This window comes from Pseudonocardia sp. Ae717_Ps2, from assembly GCF_001932475.1.
GTDB lineage: Bacteria > Actinomycetota > Actinomycetes > Mycobacteriales > Pseudonocardiaceae > Pseudonocardia.
The window spans coordinates 1,934,749-1,953,676 of record NZ_MCIS01000001.1 but is presented as its reverse complement, the minus strand read 5'-3'; the positions used below and the strand labels follow the sequence as shown (position 1 = coordinate 1,953,676).

21 protein-coding genes are annotated in these 18,928 nt (G+C 74.6%); 9 read left to right on the top strand and 12 right to left on the bottom strand.

Features of this window, described 5'->3' with window-relative positions; all coding sequences use genetic code 11:
• Positions 1 to 30: 30 nt before the first annotated feature.
• Entirely contained in the window at positions 31 to 603 is a 573-nt protein-coding gene (locus Ae717Ps2_RS09385) for a GNAT family N-acetyltransferase (RefSeq protein WP_139318689.1), read from the top strand.
• Positions 604 to 665: 62 nt separating this feature from the next.
• Here Ae717Ps2_RS09385 and Ae717Ps2_RS09380 read toward each other — a convergent pair whose 3' ends face one another.
• Genes Ae717Ps2_RS09380 through Ae717Ps2_RS09370 form a run of 3 tightly spaced genes read right to left on the bottom strand, consistent with a single transcriptional unit; the run spans position 666 to position 2,234 of the window.
• Positions 666 to 920 carry a DUF3039 domain-containing protein gene (locus Ae717Ps2_RS09380; RefSeq protein WP_043279309.1) on the bottom strand — a complete coding sequence of 85 codons (255 nt, stop codon included), beginning with the start codon at positions 918 to 920 and terminating at the stop codon, positions 666 to 668.
• 26 nt (positions 921 to 946) lie between these two features.
• Positions 947 to 1,345, bottom strand: coding sequence for a DUF3099 domain-containing protein (locus Ae717Ps2_RS09375; RefSeq protein WP_075305742.1), 399 nt, complete (start codon positions 1,343 to 1,345; stop codon positions 947 to 949).
• Positions 1,338 to 2,234: an alpha/beta fold hydrolase gene (locus tag Ae717Ps2_RS09370; RefSeq protein WP_075305741.1), complete on the bottom strand. Its 897-nt coding sequence runs from the start codon at positions 2,232 to 2,234 to the stop codon at positions 1,338 to 1,340. The genes Ae717Ps2_RS09375 and Ae717Ps2_RS09370 overlap by 8 nt, the downstream gene beginning before the upstream one ends.
• A gap of 40 nt (positions 2,235 to 2,274) precedes the next feature.
• On the opposite strand from Ae717Ps2_RS09370, the gene Ae717Ps2_RS09365 reads away from it, so the two are divergent.
• Entirely contained in the window at positions 2,275 to 4,026 is a 1,752-nt protein-coding gene (locus Ae717Ps2_RS09365) for a GNAT family N-acetyltransferase (RefSeq protein ID WP_075334216.1), read from the top strand.
• Between the two features lie 51 nt (positions 4,027 to 4,077).
• On the opposite strand, the gene Ae717Ps2_RS09360 is transcribed toward Ae717Ps2_RS09365, so the two are convergent.
• The 3 genes from Ae717Ps2_RS09360 to Ae717Ps2_RS09350 are packed head-to-tail and all read right to left on the bottom strand — an operon-like array spanning position 4,078 to position 6,305.
• Positions 4,078 to 5,268, bottom strand: coding sequence for an AMP nucleosidase (locus tag Ae717Ps2_RS09360; RefSeq protein WP_020622892.1), 1,191 nt, complete (start codon positions 5,266 to 5,268; stop codon positions 4,078 to 4,080).
• Positions 5,265 to 5,672, bottom strand: coding sequence for a helix-turn-helix transcriptional regulator (locus tag Ae717Ps2_RS09355; RefSeq protein ID WP_020622893.1), 408 nt, complete (start codon positions 5,670 to 5,672; stop codon positions 5,265 to 5,267). The genes Ae717Ps2_RS09360 and Ae717Ps2_RS09355 overlap by 4 nt, the downstream gene beginning before the upstream one ends.
• Positions 5,673 to 5,699: 27 nt before the next feature.
• Complete coding sequence (locus Ae717Ps2_RS09350; RefSeq protein ID WP_020622894.1) at positions 5,700 to 6,305, bottom strand: HhH-GPD-type base excision DNA repair protein; 606 nt, start codon at positions 6,303 to 6,305, stop codon at positions 5,700 to 5,702.
• A gap of 31 nt (positions 6,306 to 6,336) precedes the next feature.
• Between Ae717Ps2_RS09350 and Ae717Ps2_RS09345 the strand changes: the two genes are divergently transcribed.
• From Ae717Ps2_RS09345 to Ae717Ps2_RS09335, 3 genes are all read left to right on the top strand, one after another.
• A complete protein-coding gene (locus Ae717Ps2_RS09345) occupies positions 6,337 to 7,905 on the top strand; it encodes a methyltransferase (protein WP_075333235.1) in 1,569 nt (522 codons plus the stop codon).
• The gene (dtd, locus tag Ae717Ps2_RS09340; protein WP_075305738.1) at positions 7,902 to 8,375 is read left to right on the top strand and encodes a D-aminoacyl-tRNA deacylase; all 474 of its coding nucleotides are present in this window, start codon (positions 7,902 to 7,904) and stop codon (positions 8,373 to 8,375) included. Before Ae717Ps2_RS09345 ends, dtd begins: the two co-directional genes overlap by 4 nt.
• A 70-nt stretch (positions 8,376 to 8,445) precedes the next feature.
• The gene (locus Ae717Ps2_RS09335; RefSeq protein ID WP_020622897.1) at positions 8,446 to 8,730 is read left to right on the top strand and encodes a YggT family protein; all 285 of its coding nucleotides are present in this window, start codon (positions 8,446 to 8,448) and stop codon (positions 8,728 to 8,730) included.
• Positions 8,731 to 8,870: 140 nt separating this feature from the next.
• Here Ae717Ps2_RS09335 and Ae717Ps2_RS09330 read toward each other — a convergent pair whose 3' ends face one another.
• The 3 genes from Ae717Ps2_RS09330 to Ae717Ps2_RS09320 form a co-directional block, all read right to left on the bottom strand.
• Positions 8,871 to 9,230, bottom strand: a complete 360-nt coding sequence (locus Ae717Ps2_RS09330; protein ID WP_075305737.1) for a hypothetical protein — start codon at positions 9,228 to 9,230, stop codon at positions 8,871 to 8,873.
• 111 nt (positions 9,231 to 9,341) lie between these two features.
• Entirely contained in the window at positions 9,342 to 9,839 is a 498-nt protein-coding gene (locus tag Ae717Ps2_RS09325) for a helix-turn-helix domain-containing protein (protein WP_233147508.1), read from the bottom strand.
• Between the two features lie 219 nt (positions 9,840 to 10,058).
• Positions 10,059 to 11,849: an alpha/beta hydrolase gene (locus tag Ae717Ps2_RS09320; RefSeq protein ID WP_075305736.1), complete on the bottom strand. Its 1,791-nt coding sequence runs from the start codon at positions 11,847 to 11,849 to the stop codon at positions 10,059 to 10,061.
• A gap of 262 nt (positions 11,850 to 12,111) precedes the next feature.
• On the opposite strand from Ae717Ps2_RS09320, the gene Ae717Ps2_RS09315 reads away from it, so the two are divergent.
• The 4 genes from Ae717Ps2_RS09315 (at position 12,112) to Ae717Ps2_RS09300 (ending at position 16,163) form a co-directional block, all read left to right on the top strand.
• Positions 12,112 to 13,470 (top strand): alpha/beta fold hydrolase, encoded by a 1,359-nt coding sequence (locus tag Ae717Ps2_RS09315; RefSeq protein WP_083702310.1) that lies wholly within the window; start codon positions 12,112 to 12,114, stop codon positions 13,468 to 13,470.
• 203 nt (positions 13,471 to 13,673) lie between these two features.
• Positions 13,674 to 14,822, top strand: a complete 1,149-nt coding sequence (locus Ae717Ps2_RS09310; RefSeq protein ID WP_233147507.1) for a sigma-70 family RNA polymerase sigma factor — start codon at positions 13,674 to 13,676, stop codon at positions 14,820 to 14,822.
• A gap of 247 nt (positions 14,823 to 15,069) precedes the next feature.
• Positions 15,070 to 15,609, top strand: coding sequence for a flavin reductase family protein (locus tag Ae717Ps2_RS09305; protein ID WP_075305733.1), 540 nt, complete (start codon positions 15,070 to 15,072; stop codon positions 15,607 to 15,609).
• Positions 15,606 to 16,163, top strand: coding sequence for an NAD(P)H-dependent oxidoreductase (locus Ae717Ps2_RS09300; RefSeq protein ID WP_020627817.1), 558 nt, complete (start codon positions 15,606 to 15,608; stop codon positions 16,161 to 16,163). The genes Ae717Ps2_RS09305 and Ae717Ps2_RS09300 overlap by 4 nt, the downstream gene beginning before the upstream one ends.
• Positions 16,164 to 16,187: 24 nt before the next feature.
• Here the strand turns inward: Ae717Ps2_RS09300 and Ae717Ps2_RS09295 are convergent, their stop codons facing one another.
• From Ae717Ps2_RS09295 to Ae717Ps2_RS09285, 3 genes are all read right to left on the bottom strand, one after another.
• On the bottom strand, positions 16,188 to 17,531 hold the full coding sequence (locus Ae717Ps2_RS09295) for an MFS transporter (RefSeq protein ID WP_075333233.1): 1,344 nt from the start codon (positions 17,529 to 17,531) through the stop codon (positions 16,188 to 16,190).
• Positions 17,532 to 17,593: 62 nt separating this feature from the next.
• Positions 17,594 to 18,268, bottom strand: a complete 675-nt coding sequence (locus tag Ae717Ps2_RS09290) for an HAD family hydrolase (RefSeq protein ID WP_083702309.1) — start codon at positions 18,266 to 18,268, stop codon at positions 17,594 to 17,596.
• Between the two features lie 107 nt (positions 18,269 to 18,375).
• Positions 18,376 to 18,924, bottom strand: coding sequence for a GNAT family N-acetyltransferase (locus tag Ae717Ps2_RS09285; protein WP_083696058.1), 549 nt, complete (start codon positions 18,922 to 18,924; stop codon positions 18,376 to 18,378).
• Positions 18,925 to 18,928: the final 4 nt, after the last annotated feature.

Here is an 18,928-nt window from a genome sequence, read left to right as displayed (position 1 = left end):
CCGCGCGGGTGGACGCAGGATGGCCGGGTGGTGTCCCCCGCACGAACGACCGGTGCACGCACGACCGGTGTACGCACGACGCCCGCTCACCAGGCCCGCGACACGGTCCTGCGGCCGTGGCGCGGCCCGGCGGACTCGGCGGCACTGGCCGCGCTCGACGACGGCGCCCCCGGCATCGGCGACACCACCGGACCGGAGTGGCACGACGACGCCGCGGCCGACCCGGCCCGGATGCACCTGGTCCTGGAACGTCACGGCGAGCCCGGCCCGGCGGGCTACGTCGTGCTGGCCGCGCCGCGCGGCCCGGAACCGGGCGTCGAGCTGCACCGGCTCGTGGTCCATCCCGACCGGCGCGGCACCGGCGCCGGGCGGGCACTGCTCGGTGCCGCCCTCGCCGTCGCCGGGGTGCCCGGTGCGACCGGGGAGACCCCCGAGCGGCCGCCGTGGGCGGGGACGGGGCGGCTGTGGCTCGAGGTGGCCGCGGACAACGCCGCGGCGCTGGCGCTCTACCGGTCGGCCGGGATGGTCACCGAGACCGTGCTGCGCGCCGTGCCCGGTGACCCGTGCTCCACCCCGCTGCGGCTGCTGCTCGCGCGGGGCTGAGCCGGTCCCGGCGTGCCCTCAGCGCAGGCGCGGCGCCCTCTCGGCGCCGCCTCGGGCGGGTCTCACTCGCCGTCGCCGCCACCAGGGGGGAGCCCGTCGAAGATCTCCTTGCACTGCGGGCACACCGGCGACCCCGGCTTGGGCGACTTGGTCACCGGGAAGGTCTCGCCGCACAGTGCCACGACCATGTTCCCCAGGACGGCACTCTCGGCGATCCGGTCCTTCTTGACGTAGTGGAACATGTCCGGCCGGTCGTCACCGGTCTTGTCGGTGGTCTCCGGCCGGGTGTCGACCTCGGGCAGCGTCGTCGTGGACATGGCGCCCATGATGCCCGAACACGGCCTCAACGCGTGGAGGTGGTGCCGCCGCCGGCCGTGCCCGTGGGCTGCTCGTCGTCGGTCGTGGGCCCGTCAGCGGGCGGTGGCTCGTCCGCCTGGTCGATCACCGGGTGCGGGCGGGCCTCGATGGCCCGGTGCCCCTGGCGGTGCCGGTTGGGCTTCTCGGCCTTGCGCGGCAGCCGGTCGTTCGCGATCAGCACCGCCATCCACGGCAGCGGCACGGAGATCACGAGCAGGGTCACCGCGACCCACGGGTAGGTGTAGAAGACGCCGGCGAGGACCATGCACGGGATCCGCATGCCCATCGTCCACTTGTAGCGCCGCTTGCGGATCTCCAGTTCCTCTTCGTAGGACATCTGCGCGTCCGTGATGAGAACGGGGTCCTCGCGTCGCTGGTCAGCCACTGTCGAACCACCTCCCTCTCCATGGTGACACCCCTGTGCGTTCTCTGCGCGGGCGCCCGCGGGGCGCCTCGCGCACATCCGCGGGTCCGTCGACGGTGGGATCCAGCGACTCCCAGCGGCGCAGCCGCGCGGCGAGCAGCCGCGACCACCACACGACGTCGTCCGGGGTCGCCGCGATCGACAGCCCGGCCGCGGGCAGCCGCTCCCGCAGGGTCTGCGCGGTGGACTCCGGATGCCCCGGGTCCCCGGTCCAGGCCAGGATCTGCACCGGCACCGTGATCCGCTCCAGCTCCTCCGGTGCGGGGAGGTCGGTGGCGGCCGCGCCGCGCAGGATGGCCGGGAGCAGGTCGGCGCGCACGTCGGGCTCGGTCCGCGGGCGGCCCCGGGCGGCCGGGGGGAGATCCGCGTCGTCGGCGCCGGCGTCGAGCGCCGCGATGCCCGCGGCCTCCACGGCCAGCGCGGAGCGCTCGTAGTCGCGGGCCCGGGCGCGCCGGGTCTCCCAGGCGGTCGGCGGCAGCATCAGGGTGAGGCTGGCGAACCGGCCCGGGTCGGCCAGTGCGGCGTGCAGCAGCGTCCCGGCTCCCATCGACGGTCCGACCCCGTGCACCCGCTCACCGGGCAGGACGTGGTCGAGCAGCCCCAGCAGGTCCCGGGCCAGCGCGGGCCACCGGTAGTCGGCGGGGTCGGTGGTGCCGCCGGAGCGGCCGTGGCCGCGCGCGTCGTAGCGCAGCAGCCGGATGCCCTCGACCCGGGAGGCGATGTCGAGCCGCATCAGGGTCTCGCGGCGACGGCTGGAGGTGAGGCCGTGCAGCGCCACCACCGCCGGAGCGCCGGGTTCGTCGCGTACGTCGAAGTCCAGCGTCGCCCCGGCGATCCCGAACGTGGCCATGCGCTACGCCTCCTGATCATCGTCGGCCTAGGTTATGGCCATGCGGCTGACGAGCGTGACGCACCTGCGCCTTCCCTACGGGACGCTGCTCGGCTACGACGTCACCGTCGGCCGCCGGGGCGACCCGGTCCCGGTCTCGTTCGACCAGCGCCGCCACGTCGACCGCGGTGACCGGCCCGGCTCGTGGATGGCGATCACCTGCCGGCTGCCCGCGGTCGACCTCGACGCGCTGGCCGAGGCCTGGCTGGCGGTGCTGCGCCGGCACGGGACGCTGCGCACGGTGTTCTCCCCCGGCCCGGCCGGTCCCCGGCTGCACGAGGTGGACCTGCGTCCCGGCCGCTGGGTCACCCACCCCATCGCGCCCGGCCAGGCCGTCGACGACGCCGTCCGGCGGATGCTCGACGAGCGCTGCACCCCCTACGCGGCGCCCTCGCACCGGCTCTGTGTGATCCTCACCGCGGACCGGCCGACGCTCGTCGTGGCCGCCGACCACGCCCACGTGGACATGTGGTCGCTGCTGGTGATCCTGCGCGACCTCGTGCAGGGCCTGGGCGGGACGCTGCCGGCCGGCACCGTGCGCCCCTTCGCCGAGCACACCGCCGCCCTGGCCGACCGCGAGCCCGCACCCGACCAGGTCCGGCAGCGCTGGGCGGAGATCCTGGCCGCGGGCGGCGACGTGATGCCCCGCTTCCCGCTGCCGCTCGGGGAGCTCGCCCCCGCTCCCCCGGAGCGCGTGGAGGTGCGCGACGTGCTCGGCGTCGACGACTGCGCGCTGTTCGAACGCCGGGCACGCGCATCCGGGGTGTCGACGCTGGCGTTGGTCACCTCGGTCATGACCCGCACCACCCGGGAGCTGGCGCACGCCCCGCTGCGCGCGGTGTTCCCGGTGCACAGCCGCTACGACGACCGCTGGCACGGCTCGGTCGGCTGGTTCATCACCAACGCGGTGATCGACGCGGGCGACCCGGACCCGCGGGCCTGCGCCGACGCCGTCCGTGAGGCCGTGCGGCTCGGGTCCTGGCCGCTCGACGACGTGCTGGCCCCCTGGGGCGGGATGCCCGAGGCCCCCGGCATGTTCGCGATCTCCTGGCTGGACCTGCGGCGGCTGCCGGTGCGCATCGACCACGCCGGGCTGGAGGCGCAGTACGTCAGCTCCGCGGGCGACGCCGACGGCGTGATGGTCTGGTTCATCCTCGACGAGGCCGGCCTGCACCTGCGCTGCCGCTACCCCGACACCGACGAGGCCAGGGAGAACGTCGGCGCCTGGCTCGACCGGGTCGTCGACGGCGTCCGGGCCTCGGCCCACCCGGCGGGTGCGGACGTCGTGCTGGCCGGGGGGCGGCTCGTCGTCGACCGGGCCAGCCGAGCCGACGTCGCCGCGGTCGTCGCACTGCTGTCGGGCGCCGGGGACGCCGCCGACCCGGACGACCCGGACGACCCGGACCTCGCACCCTACGAGGAGGCCTTCGACGCCCTGGACCGCGACCCCGGCCGGTTCCTCGCGGTCGCCCGCGCCGGCGACGGCCGGGTGGTCGCGACCGTGCAGCTCACGATCCTGCCCGGGCCCGTCCTGCGTGGCACGACCCGGTTGCAGGTCGAGGGGCTGCGGGTCGCCGTCGGGTGGCGGCGGCGCGGGGTCGGGTCGGCGCTGCTGGAGTGGGCGCACGAGCACGGGCGCGCCCGCGGCGCCGTCCTGGCCCGGGCCGGGGACACCGCCGGGGACGGGCCGCACCCGTTCCTGGCGCGGTTCGGCTACCAGCCCGACCGGGCCGGGTACACCCGGCCGCTCTGACCCCTGCCCCTCTGGCGCTGCCGCTCTGACCCTGCCGGCCGGCGGGGCGGCTCAGGCCCCGTCGGGCCCGTTGCCGAGCAGCGGCTCGTCGGCGGAGCGGACCTCGGAGCCGGGCAGCCCGTCGGGGTGCTCGGCGCGGACCCGGTCCAGCGCGTCCAGCGCGATCCCGAGGTGCTTGCGCTTGCTCGTCTCGTAGAACGCCCGCGCGCCGCCGGCCAGCTTGGGCTCGGCGTGCAGCGGCTTGTCCGACACGCACAGCAGGGTCGCGTTCGGGATCCGGTAACGGAAGCCGTTGGCGGCGATCGTCGCGGACTCCATGTCCACCGCGACGGCCCGGGCCAGCCGCATCCGGTGCAGCGTCGCGGCCTGGTTGAACTCCCAGTTGCGGTTGTCGGTGGTGTGCACGACACCTGGCCGCCAGGTCGCCTCGGCCGCGCCGAGCGCGTCCATCAGGTAGCCGTTGAGCCGGATGCTCGGGATGACCGGGACGTCCGCCGGGAGCACCTCGTCGAGCACGTGATCGGCCCGCTGGTAGGCCGTGGCCAGCACGAAGTCGCCCAGCTCCTGGCGGTTCCGCAGGCCGCCGCAGTGCCCGATCATGATCATGGTGTCCGGACGGAGCACCGCGAGGTGGTCGGTGACGGTCTTGGCGTTGGCCGGGCCGACGCCGATGTTCACCAGGGTCACGCCGTCGCCGTCGGCGCCCGGGTGGTGGTAGGCGGGCATCTGGACACCGGCGCGGTCGGGCCGCTCGGCGTCGGGGAAGCGCTCCAGGAACGACTCGACGTGCATGGCGTAGTTGGTGAACAGCACGTGCCGCTGGAAGGACTCGGCCGGGGTGCCGGTGTAGTGCGAGAGCCGGTCGAGCGAGAGCGCCATGCGTTCCGGGCCGAACAGGAACAGCTTCTTCACGCGCAGGTCGAAACGGTCCTCGTCGAGCGCGGCGAAGAACTCCGGGTCGGTGAACGCCCGGGCCGGTCGGGCGGCGCGGGCGGTGACGGTGGCCCCGGCGGCGAGCAGGCCGCGCAGCTCCCGGTGCAGGTAGCGGCGGATCGCGCACGGCCGGGCGAACTCGCCGGAGATCCGCGGGTTGTGCGTCGACCAGGGGCGCACGACCTCGAGCTCGGGGTACCAGCCGTCGTCGTAGACCGACTGGAGGGCGTCGAGCAGCCGGGCGATCTCGTGGTCGAGCTTCTCGGCCGGCACCGGTGGGCGGACCTGCTCGATCATGGCGGGGGTCACGACGCCTCCCCGTCGTCGGCGCCGTGCGCGTGCAGCGCGCCCGGGGCGACGGCGACCGCCGACACGATCTCCAGCACGCGGCGGGCGAGCCCGTCGGTCAACCGGTAGCGGACCAGCCGTCCCTCGCGGTGGGCGGTGACCATGCCGTGTGCGCGCAGCAGGCGCAGCGCGTGCGACACGGCCGAGTCGCTCATCCCGACGGCGACGGCGAGGTCGGAGACGCAGAGGTCCCCGGCGTGCTGCAGCGCGAGCAGCAGCGACAGACGGTTGGCCTCGCCCAGGACGTCCAGGACGGTCGCCGCCTCGGCCACCTTCTCCGAGTCGGCGAGCACCGCGACGGCGTCGCAGACCTGGTCCGGGTCGATCACGCGTGCGCCGGCGAGCGCCTCCGGAACCTTGTGCACGCCTGTGATGCTAGCCCTGTCGGCGGATCACTTCGCCGCAGCGGCCTTCTTCTCGCGTGCCGCGGCCTTGATCGCCTTCTTCGTGTCGCGCACCTCGAGGAGGGTCTGCCCGTCGACGACGTCGGCCGCGGAGAGCCGGGTGCCGTCGGCGCCGTAGTCCCCGGCGGCCTCCCGCCAGCCGTCCGGGGTGACCCCGTACTGCTTGCCGAGGATCGCGAGGAAGATCTTCGCCTTCTGCTCGCCGTAGCCGGGCAGCGCCTTGAGCCTGCGCAGCACCTCACGTCCGTCGGGCGCGGCGCCGTCGGCCCCGGGCCGGGTCCAGATCGCGGCCGGGTCCCCGTCCCAGTCCTCCACGATCGCGCGGCACATCTCCTGCACCCGCTTGGCCATCGAGCCGCCGTAGCGGTGGATGGCGGGCGGGGTGGTGGCGAGCGTCGCGAAGGCCTCGGGGTCGTGGTCGGCGATGACGCGCACGTCGAGCCCACCGAGGCGCTCGTAGAGCTTCAGCGGGCCACGGAACGCGACCTCCATCTGGATCTGCTGGTCGAGCAGCATGCCGATCAGCAACGCGAGGGGCTCGCGTTCCAGCAGCGCGTCGGCCTCCGGTTCCTGGGCGATGCAGATCCCGCTCATGCCGCACAGGATGGCACGCGACAATGGCGGGGTGCTCCCCCATCTCGACGCCGGTGCCATCGAACGCGTCCGCGGCTGCCTGCTGGACGCGGCCTACACCCCGGACGGCGTGCGCGCCCTGCTGGGCCGCTCCGCGCACGACGCGCTGACCCGCGGCGAACCGGAGCCCGCCGCCCGTGCCAGCCGCGACGGCGGTGAGCTCGGCACCCTGGTGCGGCTGTTCCTGCTCGAGGACACCGAGCCCGAGCCGGCGGTGACCGCGGCACTGGGCGACCTGGACCCGCTGCTGGAGGGCCGGATCCTGCGTCGCACCCCCGACGGCATCCGGGCCGCGCTGGACGTGCGCCCCTACGGCGAGGTCGCCGGCGCCGAGGGCGAGCCGGGCACCGACTGGTGGGTGGTGTCCGACATCGACACCCCCGCCGCGCGGCAGGACCGCGAGCACGTCACCGGAGTCGGCGGGGCGTCGCTGACGCTGGCCGCGGCGACCGTCCGCCGCCCGGTCGGCACCCTGCTCGACCTGGGCACCGGCTGCGGGGTGCAGGCGCTGCACGGCTCCCGGCACGCGATGCGGGTCACCGCCACCGACGTGCTGCCCCGGGCGCTGGCGCTGGCCCGGCTGTCGCTGGGGCTGTCCGGGGTGGAGGTCGACCTGCGGGAGGGTCCGTGGTTCGCCCCGGTGGCCGGGGAGCGCTTCGACCAGGTGGTGTCCAATCCGCCGTTCGTGCCGGGCCCGCCGCGGGTGGACTACGTCTACCGCGACTCCGGCACCGCCGGGGACTCCGCGCTGGCCGCGCTGCTGGGCGAGCTGCCCGGCCTGCTCAACCCGGGCGGGGTCGCGCAGCTGCTGGGGTCGTGGCTGCACGTGCGCGGCGAGGACTGGCCGGACCGGGTGCGTTCCTGGCTGCCCGACGGCGTCGACGCCTGGGTGCTGCAGCGCGAGGTCGTCGACCCGGGCCTGCACGTGGGCACCTGGCAGCGCGACGCCGGGCTGGTCCCGAGCTCGCGGGCGGCGCGCGAGCAGGCCGGGGCCTGGCTGGACTGGATGGCCGCCGAGCGGGTGGAGGGGGTCGGGTTCGGCTTCCTGATGCTGCGCCGCACCTCCGACCCCGAGGCCGAGCCGACCGTCGTGGTCGAGGACCTGCCCGGCGAGCTGGGCGAGGGCCTGGGCCGGGAGATGACCGGCTGGCTGGACCGGGTCGACTGGCTGCGCGCCCACACCCGCGACGAGGACCTGCTGGGCGCGCGGCTGCTGCTCGCCCCGGAGACCGTGCTGGAGTCGGCGTCGTCGGTCGACCCCGACGGCGGCTGGGCCGAGCTGTCCACCACCGTGCGCCGCTGGGGCGGCCCCGGCTGGGAGCACCCCGTCGACGGCCCGGCCGCGGCGCTGCTGGCCGGCTGCCGCGGCGAGCTGCCGCTGTCGGAGCTGCTGGCGCTGCTGTCCTACGCCCACGACCTGCCGACCGACGCCCTGGTCGCGGCGACCCTGCCCGCGGTGCGCGAGTTCGTGCGGCACGGGCTCCTGCAGCCGGTGGACGGCTGGCCGCACCCGGTGCCCGCGCGGACCGCGGCCGCGTCGCCGTCGGGGCCGGTCGGGTGAGGGCCGTCGTCGCGCGGGTGCGACGGGCGTCGGTGACCATCGAGGCGCCCGACGGCACACCGCTGCGGGTGTCCGGGGAGATCGGGCCCGGGCTGCTGGTGCTGCTCGGTGTGCACGTCGACGACGTCGGCACCGACCCCGCCGCGACCGCACGGAAGGTCGACACGATGGCCCGCAAGCTGCACGAGCTGCGGATCCTCACCGGGGCGGACGGCGGTGAGCTGTCCTGCGCCGACACCGGCGCCCCGCTGCTGGTCGTCAGCCAGTTCACCCTGTACGGCGAGACCCGGAAGGGCCGCCGGCCGTCCTGGTCGGCGGCCGCGCGCCCACAGGACGCCGAGCCGGTCGTCGACGCCGTGGTGGCCGCGCTGCGCGGGCGCGGCGCGACGGTGCGGACAGGCGAGTTCGGGGCGCGGATGGCCGTGGAGTCGGTCAACGACGGGCCGTTCACGGTGCTCGTCGAGGTCTGAACGCCGAGCTCGTCACCGCGTCACAGCGTCCTCTCACCGGACTCTCAGCCGGAAAGGGGACGATGTGGGCATGGTCGCGTATCTGCTGTCGTCGTTGCTGGGGTTGTTCCAGCTCGTCCTGATCGCGCGGGTCGTCGTGGACTGGATCGAGGTGCTCGGGTCCGGGCGGGGTGGCGCCGTGCTCGACACCGCCCGGCGGATCACCCACGGGCTCACCGAACCGGTCGTCGCCCCGATCCGCCGCCGGGTGCAGCCGGTGCGGATGGGAGCGGTCGGGCTGGACCTGTCGGTCCTGATCGTGTTCGTGGTCGTGCTGCTCGCCCGGGTCCTCGTGGTGCCGCTGATCCCGTTCTGACCGTCCTCGGGGTGACGGCGGGCCCAGCCTCTCCCCCACCCGCCGGTAGGGACACCCGGTCCCGTCACACGACGACGGCCCCCGCCCGGGTGACCGGGCGGGGGCCGTCGAGGTCGTTCAGGGAGTCCCGGGTCGGGGACTCACTTGGTGGTGCTGCGGGTGGCGCGCGCGGTCTTCTCCGCGACGGCCTCGGCGCCGCGCCCGGCGTGCTCGGTCACGGCCTCGGCCGCCTTGGTCGCCTGCTCGGTGACCTGGTCGAACACCGAGGTACCGGCGCTGACGACGGTCCGCGCGAACTCGCGCTGGTGGCCCAGCACCTGCTCGTAGAAGTCGAAGACGCGCTCGACGGCGGCGCCCGCGTCGGGCAGCTGCGGGCGGTCCCCGGCGCCGAACTGGCGGGCCAGGCCGCTCGCGGCCTCGGTCCACCCGCGGACGGACTCGGTGACCAGGTCCTGGCCACGCTTGGCGATGTCGACGAACTGCTCGGTGGAGGCGGTCATCGGTGCTTCCCTCCCGGGAGACGTGTCTGGGGTGCGGACGGGGAGCACGACGAGCACCCCGGCATGCCAAGAAAACTACGCACGCCCGTTAAGTATGTCAAGCACGCCTGCTCAGTCCCGCTGCACGAAGCTCCGGTACACCCCGAGCAGCGCCGCCTTCTGCTCGTCGGACAGCCGTGCGTCGGCCTCGATCGCCGCCTCGACACCCGGCGGGGACGTGGCCGCGGCCGCGGCCTCCTCGGGCGGGGCGGCGTCGCCCGCGGTGTCCGGGTCGCCGACCGCCCAGCCGGCCCGGCTGAGCATCTGGTCGGTGTTGAGGTGCAGCGCGTCGGCGATCGAGCGCAGCACCTTCAGCGACGGCTGGTGCAGCCCCCTCTCGACCTGGCTGAGGTAGGCGTTGGACACCTGGGTCATCGCCGCCATCTCCCGCAGCGAGAGCTTCGCCATCTGCCGCTGCGCCCGGATGAACCCGCCCAGGGCGTTCACCTGCGCGCTCCAGGCGTCCTCGGCGGCCCTGCGGCCGTTCTCGTGCAGCTCGTCGGCAGTGGTCCCCCCGGCGCTCGGTGTCCGGCGGCCGCCGCGGGCGCGGGTCTCCCCCGCGCGGCTCACGGCGTCCCCGCCCGGAGGGACCCGCGCGGCGGTCGCCGGCGCGCGGGCACAGAACGTACGCGGTCCATGGCGACGCATTCTCCCCGCCGGACGGCGGTTGTGCACGCATCCGATGCTGTGTCCATGATGGACGGCGTTGATCGCCGGCCATCGTGGACACCGCGCCGCCCGGGTGACCAGCGGTGATCATCGGGGCGGCGACGGGGCCGGGGTGGCGGATCAGCCCCGCAGCACGTAACGGCCGGGAGCGGGCTCCAGCGGCGGGTGCGCGTCGGACCCGATCCTCTTCGGCGCCGCGACCTCCGCGCCCGCACGCTCGGCGATCCACGGCGTCCAGTCCTCCCACCAGGAGGCCTTGCGCTCGGTGGCGTCGTCGCGCCAGTCCTCGGCGCGGGCCGGGAGGTCGTCGCTCTCGCCGAACCAGTGCCGCGACTTCGGCGACGGCGGGTTCACCACGCCGGCGATGTGCCCGGAGTTCGACAGCACGAAGCGCACGGTGCCCCCGATCTTCGACGCCCCGGTGTAGACCGACTTCCAGGGCGCGATGTGGTCGGACTCCGCGGTGACGACGTAGCTGTCGGGCCGGATGTCGGCCACGTCGAGCCGCTCCCCCGCCAGCTCCAGCTTGCCCTCGGCGAAGCGGTTCTCCAGGTACAGCGTCCGCAGGTACTCGGTCTGCATCGCGGCCGGCATGCGGGTGGAGTCGGAGTTCCAGGTCAGCATGTCGAAGGGCTTCGGGTCCTCGCCGAGCATCCAGTCGTTGACGACGTAGTTCCAGACCAGGTCGGTGGACCGCAGCAGGTCGAAGGTCGTCTTCATGCTGGTGGCGGGCAGGTACCCGTCCTTGCGCATGTTCCGCTCGAGCCGGTTCACTGTCTTCTCGTCGGTGAACACGCCCAGCTGGCCGGGGCCGGAGTAGTCGAGCAGCGTGTTCATCAGGGTCAGCGAGTTGACGCGCTGGTCGCCCTTGGCCTCCAGCCACGCCGTCATCGCCGCGGACAGTGCGCCGCCCAGGCAGAGCCCGGCGACGTTGACCTTGTCCTGCCCGGTGATCTCCCGGACGACCTCCATGGCCGTGACCGGACCCTCCTGCAGGTAGTCGCTCATCGTCACGTCGGCCAGCGACGAGTCCGGGTTGCGGTAGCTGATCATGAAGACGGTGTGGCCGTGCTGCACCGCCCACTCCACCAGCGACTTCTGCGGCGCGAGGTCCATGATGTAGTACTTGTTGATCCACGGCGGGCTCATGAGCAGCGGGATCTCGTGGACCTCGGCGGTCTGCGGCTCGTACTGGATGAGCTCGATCAGCCGGTTGCGGAACACGACGTGCCCCGGGGTGACCGCGAGGTCCTTGCCCACCTGGAAGGCGCCGGGGGTGACCTGACGCGGCATCCCCTGGTTCTGCACGGCGTCGCGCAGCATGTTGCGCGCGCCCCGCACGATGTTCAGCCCGCCGGTCTCGACGATCTTCTTCGGCCAGGCCGGGTTGGTGACGATCGCGTTCGGCGGGGCCAGCGCCTCGATGATCTGACCGACCAGCCAGTCCAGCTTGCGGCGTGCCGTCGGCGAGACGCGGGCCGCCTGCGACAGCTCGGTCAGCCGGTCGGCGAGCAGGGCGTGCTCCTGACGGGCCAGGTAGTACCAGGCGTTGCCCTCCCAGGCCGGGTCGGCGTAGCGCTTGTCCTTCTCGGGCAGCGACGCCGGGCCGGTGGTCGTCCCGCCGACGGCGCGCGCGGCGGCGGCGGTCACCGCCTTGGCCGAGTCGACGCCGAAGCCGAGCCCGGTTCGCAGCAGCGCGCCGGGGCGGGTGGCGAGCGAGCGGGCGGCCTCGCCGAGGGCCCCGGCGAAGCCCACCGGGTCCACCTTCGCCGCGACGCCCTCCGGGCTGGCGAGCTCGCGCAGGTCCCGGACGAGGCCGGCCGCCTGCCGCCGCAGCACCTCCGCGGCCTGGTTCGACGCGGCGGCGCTGCCGTTCTCGGACTCGGGCTGGGACAGGGGCTGCGTGGTCACTGTTCGTCACTCCTGACGGCCGGTTCGGTCTCCGTGCCTGGGTTCCCGGGCTCCCACGGGTGTCGGGACGCGCAACGGGATGGACACATGGTGACCGGGTACTCACCGGTAGGCAGCCCCTGAGTCTTGTAAGGCCTCTCACCTGCGCTAAGGGAAGCAAGCACTACTCCGGAGTAGTCAGCGCTTGCTTGAGATACCGAACGCGCTTTACCGTTCGGTAACCCGGTTAGCCCCCGGTCATCAGAGTTGATGGGAGAGGCCCATGAGCACGGCGATCACCCGACGGTCCGCACCCTCCGGGGAGCACGGACCACGTGCCCTTCCCGAGACCCCCGTGGCCGCGGCCACCGGGAGCGACGACCGGCCGGACCCCCTCCGGTACCTCGTGTCGTACAACACCCGGAACCTGACGAAGGTCGTGACCGAGGTCGGTCGCGCCACCGGCGCCTACTGGATCGACGCGGTCCAGCGGATGGCCCGGCCCGGCGACGCCGCCCGGCGCGGGCTGCTGTGGCTCTCGGCGATGGCCGACCGGCGCGAGCCGACCTGGCACCTGGCCAACGAGGTGGTGCTGTCGACGCCGTTCGCGTCGTTGCGCGACTTCACCGCCGCCGAGCACCGCGACGACGACGTGGTCCCCACCCTGGTGCTGCCGCCCCAGGCCGGGCACTCCTCGACCGTCGTGGACTACTCGCCGCAGCAGAGCCAGATCGCCATGATCCGCGCCTCGGGCCTGACGAAGGTCTACGCACTGGACTGGCGGCCCGCGACGACCGCGACGAAGAACGTCACGATCACCGACTACCTCGCGGTGATCGACCGGTCCATCCGGCGGATGGGCGGCAAGGCCAACCTGCTGGGCGACTGCCAGGGCGGCTGGCTGGCGACGATCTACGCCGCGCTGCACCCGGACCGGGTCAACACCCTGACCCTGGCCGGGGCGCCGATCGACTTCCACGCCGGCGAGTCGGTCATCGCCGCCTCGACCCGGCTGATGGCGGGCACGATGGGGATGGCGCCGTACAAGGCACTGGTCGCCGCGGGCGGCGGCAACATGCCGGGTTCGGCGGTGCTGTCGAACTTCATCTCGATCCAGCCGCAGTCGGAGATCTCCCGCCAGCTGCAGCTGCTGGAGAACATCGACGACCCCACCCACGTCGAGCGCTACCGGGTGTTCGAGGACTGGTTCAAGTACACCCAGGACATCCCCGGCGCGTTCTACCTGTGGCTGGTGGAGAACCTGTTCTGGAAGAACCGGCTGATCAAGGGCACGCTCACCGTCGACGGCCGGACCGTCGACATGGGGGCGATCGACTGCCCGCTGCTGCTCCTGGCGGGTTCGTCGGACCACATCACCCCGGCGCCGCAGCTGTTCGCCGCGGCGGAGAAGGTCGGGACCCCGGCCACGGACGTCACCTACCGGACGGCGAGCGCCGGTCACCTGGGCCTGTTCATGGGCCGCGACGCGCTGCGCCACGACTGGCCGGTGCTGATGGAGACCGTGTACGGCCACTCGGTGCCGAGCCGGAAGAACACCGGCGCCGGCAAGGCGTCGCGGCGGCGCAGCAGTGTCCGGGCGGTGGCCGACCCGCGGGACACCCCGCGGGTGCCCGCACCGTGACCGCCCCGCCCCGACGGGTCGCTCACTAAGAGGACCCTGAGAGCACCGCAACTGCATGTGACCGACGACACGGCCCCGCAGCCACTTTTACCGGCCTGCGGGGCCTTGTCGTGGGAACGATCCCCGGAACGGATGCGTTGACTCCGTACAGGGCAAGCGGCGAGGCCCATCAATCGCCCGCCGCAGCCCGCGCAGGGGAGGAATTGCACATGACGGTGACCACGACCGCTCCGGCCGTACCCGGCCCGCGCCTCACGACCGAGGCCCCCGCTCGCGCCACCGTGTCGTCGTCCGACACGAAGCGGACCGCCCCGCCGGTCGCCCGCAGCTCCCGCCGTCGCACCGACGGCGACGGAGGCACCGCGCTGGAGACCACCGTACCCGGTGCCGCGGCCGCCGTGGCGGAGGATCTCGACGCCCAGAGCCCCGCCGCGGACCTGGTGCGCGTCTACCTGAACGGGATCGGCAAGACCGCGCTGCTGACCGCGGAGCAGGAGGTCGAGCTGGCCCGGCGCATCGAGGCCGGCGTGTTCGCCCAGCACCGGCTGGACACCGCCGCCGCCGACGGCACGCTCGACGAGCTGGACCCGCAGTACCGCCGCGACCTGCGCGCGGTCGTCCGCGACGGGCTGCTGGCCAAGAACCACCTCCTGGAGGCGAACCTGCGCCTCGTGGTGAGCCTGGCCAAGCGCTACACCGGGCGCGGGATGCCGCTCCTGGACCTGATCCAGGAGGGCAACCTCGGCCTGATCCGCGCGGTGGAGAAGTTCGACTACACCAAGGGCTTCAAGTTCTCGACCTACGCGACGTGGTGGATCCGGCAGGCCATCACCCGTGGCATGGCCGACCAGGCCCGCACCATCCGGTTGCCCGTGCACCTGGTGGAGCAGGTCAACAAGCTGGCCCGGATCAAGCGCGACATGCACCAGCGCCAGGGCCGCGAGCCCACCGAGGCCGAGCTGGCGGCCGAGTCGGGCATCCCGGAGCACAAGATCCAGGACCTGCTCGACCACGCCCGCGACCCGGTGAGCCTGGACATGCCGGTCGGGTCCGAGGAGGAGGCGCCGCTCGGTGACTTCATCGAGGACGCCGAGGCGACCGACGCCGAGAACACCGTGATCTCGAGCCTGCTGCACGACGACCTCCGCCGGGTGCTGGCCACCCTGGAGGACCGCGAGCAGAAGGTCATCCGGATGCGGTTCGGCCTCGACGACGGGCAGCCGCACACGCTCGACCAGATCGGGCGCGCCTTCAAGCTCTCCCGCGAGCGGGTGCGCCAGATCGAGCGCGAGGTCATGTCGAAGCTGCGGGTCGGGGAGCGCGCCGACAAGCTGCGCGCCTACGCGAGCTGAGCCGGATCGGCCGGGCGTCCCCCCACCCGGCTCCGGTGAAGGACGGCCGGCGGAGCGATCGCTCCGCCGGCCGTTGCCGTCTCGGGCACCCCGGGGCTCCCCACGAGTTCGGGATGCACGGCACGGGGAGTTCTACCGGATCGATTCCGCGGCGGGTGGCGCGACACGACGACGGGCCGGGGGTGGCGCGTGCCACCCCCGGCCGAGATCGTTGTCGCTGCCGGGTCGGCGCGCCTACAGTCGAGTCATGTCCCGCTCCTCCACCGGACCGGCCGTGGGCGCGCACTCCGCCCCGGTGACCCCCTCGGTGACCCCGGAGACCATGCGCGACGCACTGGGCGCGTTCGCGTCCGGCGTCGTCGTCGTCACCGCGGTCGGACCGGACGGGCCGATGGGGTTCACCTGTCAGTCTTTCGCCTCGCTGTCGCTGGACCCGCCGCTGGTGAGCTTCGCGCCCTCGCGCGGGTCCTCCACCTGGCCGCGCATCCGCCAGGTGGGCCGGTTCTGCGTGAACGTGCTGGCCGCCGACCACGAGCACCACAGCGCCGGCTTCGCCCGCTCCGGGGTCGACAAGTTCGCCGGGGTGTCCTGGACGGCGGCGCCGTCCGGCTCGCCGGTCCTGGAGGGCGTCGGCGCCTGGGTCGACTGCACCCTGTGGAACGAGTACGACGGCGGCGACCACACGATCGTCGCCGCCCGGGTCGACGCGCTCGGCGCGGACCCGGAGCGGCTGCCGCTGCTGTTCCACCGCGGCACCTACTCCCTGACCCCGCGGGCCGCGTCGTGAGCGGTGTCGTGAGCGGTGGTGCGGGCCGCATCATCGGGGTCGTCGCCGGGCCGGAGCCGGGCGGGCGCACAGCGGCCGCCGTCGCCGGGATCCTCGCCGGCACCGGGGCCGACACCGCGCTGATCGAGCTGTCGCAGACCCCCGTCGCCGAGGTCACCGCGGCCTTCGCCGACGCCGACGCCGTCGTGTTCGGCAGCCCGGTCTACCGGGCCGGGCACACGGCGTCGCTGCGGGCACTGCTGGAGGCCACCGAGCGCGGCAAGTGGGGCGAGAAGACCGCCCCGCTCCAGGGCAAGGCGGCCGCGGTCGTGCTGACCGGGGCGAGCGGGCACCACTTCCTCGCCGTCGACGGGCTGCGCTCGGTGCTGGCCGGGTTCTTCGCCGTGCAGGTCCTCTCCCCCGGGCTCTACCTCGACCACTCCGGATACCTGGACCGCAACACCCTCACCGAGCAGTCCGCGGAGCTCGCGGCGGCGCACGGGCGGGCACTGGCCGACCTGACCACCGCGGTGCGCGGCTCCGGGGCGCTGCGGGCGATCACCCCGGTCGTCTGAGCGCCACCCGCGTCAGTGCCCGCGTCACCGCCCGGCCGGGGCGGCGGCGCGGGCGCAGCCGAGCGCCACGAGCGCGCCGAGCAGGGTGAACCCGGTCGCGACCAGCACCGCCACCTGCCAGCCCGCCAGCAGCTGAGCCACCGGCTCGTTCCCGGCCGGCGAGGTCAGCACCGAGGTCACCGTGACCCCGACGGCGGCGCCCAGGTAGCGGGCGGTGTTGTTGATGCCGCTGCCGGTGCCCGCGCGGTCCGGCGGCACCGAGGCCACGGCCTCGCGGCCGAGCGTCGCGTTGACGACCCCGGTGCCGACACCGACGACGACCAGCGCGGCCAGGACCACCCCGGTGCCGGAGCCGGTGGCGAGCAGTCCGAGCTGACCGGCCGTCATGACCAGCAGGCCGACACCGAGACGGACCCCGCCGGTGACCCGCTCGCTGATCCGGCGGGTCAGCAGCGCGGTGACGATGCTGGTGCCCGACCAGCCGAGCAGCAGCAGCGCCGCCGTCGCGGGGGCGGTGCCGTGCACCGGGGCGAGCACGGCGGGCAGGTGCGAGCTCAGCGAGATGATGCCGAGCCCGGTGGCCAGGCTCGCGACCGTCGCCCCGACCAGCCCGGGGTGGCGGAACAGCCGGGGGCCGGCCATCGGGTGCGGCACGACGAACTGGACCACGACGAACCCGGCCAGCAGCGCCGCCCCGACCGCGAGCAGCACGACCGTCGCGGTGGTGACCGGCAGCCGTCGCGCCTCGGTGAGGCCCGCGAGCAGCACCGTCAGCCCGGCCGCGAGCAGCACCATCCCGCTGACGTCGACCGGCCGCGGGGCGCCGGCGGTGGACTCGGTCAACAGCACCCACGCGGCCACGGCCAGCACCAGCCCGGCGACGCCGACGGCCAGGTAGAGCACCCGCCACGGCAGCACCCCGGCGAGCAACGGCCCGGCGGCGATCCCGGCGGCCAGCGCCGCGCCCCACAGCCCGGTCGCGGCCGAGCGGCGCGGGCCCGGCGGCAGCGCGTGCCCGATCAGGGCGAGGCTGCACGCGACGACCGCGGCCGCCCCGACGCCCTGCCCGATCCGGCCGGCGACGAACCCGGCGGTGCCGGTGGCGAACGCCCCGCCCGCCGAGGCCAGGGCCAGCACCACCGCGCCGGTCGTGAACACCGCGCGCCGCCCCAGCCGATCGGCCAGGGTCCCCGCGGTCAGCAGCACCGCGGTGAGCCCCAGGCTCATCGAGCTCAGGATCCAGGAGCGCCCCGACGGCGAGGAGCCCAGGTCGGCCGCGATCGGGGCCAAGGTCGCCAGCGGCGCGGTGTAGCTGACCAGGGCCAACGTCGTACCCAGCGACGCCACCGCCACCGTGCGTCGGGCCACGCCGCCACCCCCGTCGTCACCGCTGACCGGTCATGATCAGGACGGACGCTACGCCGCGGGGCTCAGCTGGGCAGGCCGAGCAGCGCGGGCAGGTCCGCGACCGAGTCGATGACGGCGTCGGCACCCGCGGCGCGCAGCCGCGGCTCGCCGTGTGCCCCGCCCCGCACCCCGACGGCGAGGCCCGCCCCCGCCCGGACGGCGGCGTCGATGTCGGCGGTCGCGTCACCGGTCACGGCGACCTGCGCGGGCTCGGTCCCGGCCCGACGGGCGGCGGCGTGGAGCAGGTCGGGCTCTGGCAGGCCGCGACCGTCGACGTCGGCGGGCGACAGGACCATGTCCGCCCGCTCGGTGAACCCGAGCGCCGACACCAGGCGGTCCCGCAGCTCGGGGTCGAACCCGCAGGTCAGAGCCACGCTCAGGCCGGCGTCGCGGAGTGCGTCGAGGGTCTGCGCGGCGCCGGGGACCGGGCGCACGCGGCCCGCGTCCAACGCGGCGTGCAGGTGGTCGGCGAACGCGGAGTGCGCGCGGCGGGCCCGGTACATGTCGCCGTCGAGCAGCTCGCCGAGCACCGTCATGACCGGGCGGTCCATCGTCGCGCGGGCCTGGCGGTCCAGCGCCGGGTAGCACGGGCCGTCGACACGGACCCCGGCGGCGCGCAGGCCGGCACGCAGACCGGCGAGCACGAGCCCGTCGTCGGCCATCGTCGTACCCGCCAGATCGAGCACCGCCAGTTGCACGGGTGAACTCCACCGGCGCCGGATGACGATCACCCGTCTCCCGGTCGACTTCCGGGTGAACCGGCCGCGTCACTCCGGGGCCGGCGGCCTCCGGGGCGTCGCGGCGGTCACCACAGCTCGCCGTCGCGCCAGTCGCAGACCAGCGCGTGGGTCGGGTCGAGCGACGCGTCGACGGGCAGGACGTGCACGCTGCCGCGCTCGTCGGGGGTGTCGACGATGCCGTCCGGGGTGAGCGCCGCGAGCGGGCCGCGCCACGGTTCCCACCCGAGCCTGCGGTAGAGCCGCGCGGCACGGGCGGCGGCGCCGAGGGCCCCGAGCCGGTACCCGCCGCGCACGATCCGGTCCACCTCGGCCATCAGCAGCCCGCCGAGCCCGCCGCCCTGGAGCCCGGGCCGCACGGCGACGGCCTCGACGTAGCCGGTGCGCAGCGCGACGCCGTCGTGCAGCAGCCGCCGCCCCACGACGGCCGCGTGCCCGACCGGGTCGTGCACCGGCCCGGCGAGCACGTGCACCCCGCCGAGTGCGTGGTCGAACGAGGCGTCGTCGAACCCGCCGGTCCCGTCGGCGTCGGCGGGGAACGCGGCGTCGAGCAGGGCGCGCAGGCCCCGGAGCCCGTCGCGCCCGAGATCGGCGGTGGGCAGGACGGTCAGGCGCACCCGG

Bases quoted from the DNA above. Each gene is read 5' to 3' on its own strand.
- Ae717Ps2_RS09380 (WP_043279309.1), bottom strand. From the start codon at position 920: ATGTCCACGACGACGCTGCCCGAGGTCGACACCCGGCCGGAGACCACC.
- Ae717Ps2_RS09370 (WP_075305741.1), bottom strand. From the start codon at position 2,234: ATGGCCACGTTCGGGATCGCCGGGGCGACGCTGGACTTCGACGTACGC.
- Ae717Ps2_RS09365 (WP_075334216.1), top strand. From the start codon at position 2,275: ATGCGGCTGACGAGCGTGACGCACCTGCGCCTTCCCTACGGGACGCTG.
- Ae717Ps2_RS09350 (WP_020622894.1), bottom strand. From the start codon at position 6,305: ATGAGCGGGATCTGCATCGCCCAGGAACCGGAGGCCGACGCGCTGCTG.
- Ae717Ps2_RS09335 (WP_020622897.1), top strand. From the start codon at position 8,446: ATGGTCGCGTATCTGCTGTCGTCGTTGCTGGGGTTGTTCCAGCTCGTC.
- Ae717Ps2_RS09330 (WP_075305737.1), bottom strand. From the start codon at position 9,230: ATGACCGCCTCCACCGAGCAGTTCGTCGACATCGCCAAGCGTGGCCAG.
- Ae717Ps2_RS09315 (WP_083702310.1), top strand. From the start codon at position 12,112: ATGAGCACGGCGATCACCCGACGGTCCGCACCCTCCGGGGAGCACGGA.
- Ae717Ps2_RS09305 (WP_075305733.1), top strand. From the start codon at position 15,070: ATGTCCCGCTCCTCCACCGGACCGGCCGTGGGCGCGCACTCCGCCCCG.